Raw genomic sequence first — 2,007 nt, 5'->3', positions numbered from 1 at the left:
TGGGTGGTCAAAAACAAGCTGCGGTCCAAGGTGCCGCCGTCCAACACGTTGAGAACAATGTCGGGGCGCTCGTCTTGAATAAAATCGCGGCCGATGCGTTCTTCGGGCGATTGCGAGGTCAACGAATAGATCCCCGGTAAATCTACCAAATTCAGGGTCCAGCCCTTATGTTGGATGGTGCGTGAACGCATGGAAACGGTCACCCGCGGATAGTTGCCGACGCTGTCATGAGCCCCGGTTAACGCATTGGAAAGCGTGGTCTTGCCCGTATTGGGGTTGCCCACAAGCGCTACGGTGATGGTTTCATTGTCCACGAAACTGCTCTCCAAAAGCTTTTTGGGGTGGTTGAATGGGTTGGGTTCTGGGCGCACTCAATTACGTAGCCCGGCCCATCTCCAGATTTTGAGGCCATACTTTAAGCACCGTCACGTCAGATACATCGTCAGGATGCCTGAAGACGCACTAAGCAAGCTTCTTCATTGCGAAGACTGAGGGTGTAATCCAAAATATCATAAGTGCGCGGGTCGCCCAGCGGCGCCGTCTGCCCCAAAATAACCTTAACGCCGTTCACAATACCCAACGCGGAAAGACGCCGCTTGAGATTGAGATCACCGGTGATGCCCGAAATGATCGCTTCTTCGCCTGACTTCAGATCCGCCAAGGTCTTATTGCTTTTTGTATTCACAGTGGTTCCCCTTTAACACACATAAACGTGCCGTATTTACGATAAACTTCACCATATGCTTCACGAAAAACTGCTTGGGCCGCTGAGATAGTAGCCACCTTCATCGGCACCTCGGATGAGAATATCTATCAGAACCAATTTGGCAGTTATTGCGAATTCAAGTCAATAGATAACCCAGGGCAGAATCTTAAATTGTTAGCGTGAGGTTAAGGAAAATAGATTCCGATGGTCGGGAAAGGAGTTCCGACCATGACGGCTTATCGCGATGTCCCATCATCGGATGATTTCGGGTTTTTCCCGCGCGAATAAGGGCCGGTTCCGTCCTCGCGCATACCTTCTGCCGTCTTGCGCCGCCGGGGTCTCTGGCGCGTCATGGTGATGCCTTTGCGAGGATTATTCTGGCCGACGATGTCCCAATAGGACGCTGGCGCATGCTTTGCGGCGATACCAAGGATCGTTTCAAAGGACACATGACGATAATATCTACGGTTGTAGCGAAAGACGAATTCGTTGAGGTAGACATCAATGTGCTCGCGGCGAAAACCATGATAAGTGCCGAGGCCCCAACGTTTGAGAAGGGCGAAGACTCGGTGAATCCATTGCAGCGGAATGTGCGCCGCCATGTTGCCAATGACACGTGGATCGTGCCGGTAGCCCTCCAGTCCAGGAATTGAAGCGTGACCATCGGAGATTAAGGTAGATCCGGGGGCAATATTGGTAGCAATGAAAGCGTGGATGTTCGGCTTCTCGTTGCTGGGGATGACCGCCAGACGGCAGCGCCCCGACAGGGTGTCGAGGTACTTCGACCCACGAGGCTTGGGTTTCTGTGCCTTTCCGCTGGTTCTATCACGAATCTCGACGGCTTCGATGATCAGGATTTTGCCGGTCTTGAGTGGGCTCCGGGGTGCGTCGTTGTCGTGGAACGGTATCTCGGTCTGATCAATCTCGACGACACCATCCAACAAATCTCGGCTTGGATCAATCATCGAACGCCGCAGTTTTTGTTCCAGCAACCATGCCGAACTGTAGGCGATCCCCATCTGCGCCGCCAACTGTCGGGCCGAAATCCCGTTCGAATGCGTTGCCATAAGATGGGCCGCCCAGAACCAGACCCGCAACGCCAGTTTAGTCCGGTGCATAATCGTGCCTGCAGTCACCGACGTATGGCCACGGCATTCCTTGCACGCGTAGGTGTATGCCAGACTGGTCAGAAGAAAAGCATCTTTGCTGCCGCATTTGGGGCAGACAAACCCGTCCGGCCATCGCCGATCCCGTATCAGACAGTAACAGCTCCTGTCGTCAGGGAACCGTTCCTGGAAATC

Annotated in this window: 2 protein-coding genes and 1 pseudogene; all 3 read right to left on the bottom strand. The window is 53.5% G+C overall.

Going from position 1 to position 2,007, the window contains the following annotated elements; translation table 11 throughout:
- The coding region (locus BEN30_RS14665) for a FeoB small GTPase domain-containing protein (RefSeq protein WP_170827077.1) at nt 1-314 on the bottom strand (314 nt) is incomplete at its 3' end.
- 128 nt (nt 315-442) lie between these two features.
- A complete protein-coding gene (locus BEN30_RS14660; RefSeq protein WP_069959081.1) occupies nt 443-685 on the bottom strand; it encodes a FeoA family protein in 243 nt (80 codons plus the stop codon).
- 416 nt (nt 686-1,101) lie between these two features.
- Nucleotides 1,102-2,007, bottom strand: a pseudogene (locus BEN30_RS14655) (IS1595 family transposase); the annotation flags it as partial.

The sequence above is a fragment of the Magnetovibrio blakemorei genome (assembly GCF_001746755.1).
GTDB classification, from domain to species: Bacteria; Pseudomonadota; Alphaproteobacteria; order Rhodospirillales; family Magnetovibrionaceae; genus Magnetovibrio; species Magnetovibrio blakemorei.
This window is presented reverse-complemented; position numbering and strand designations above follow the sequence as displayed.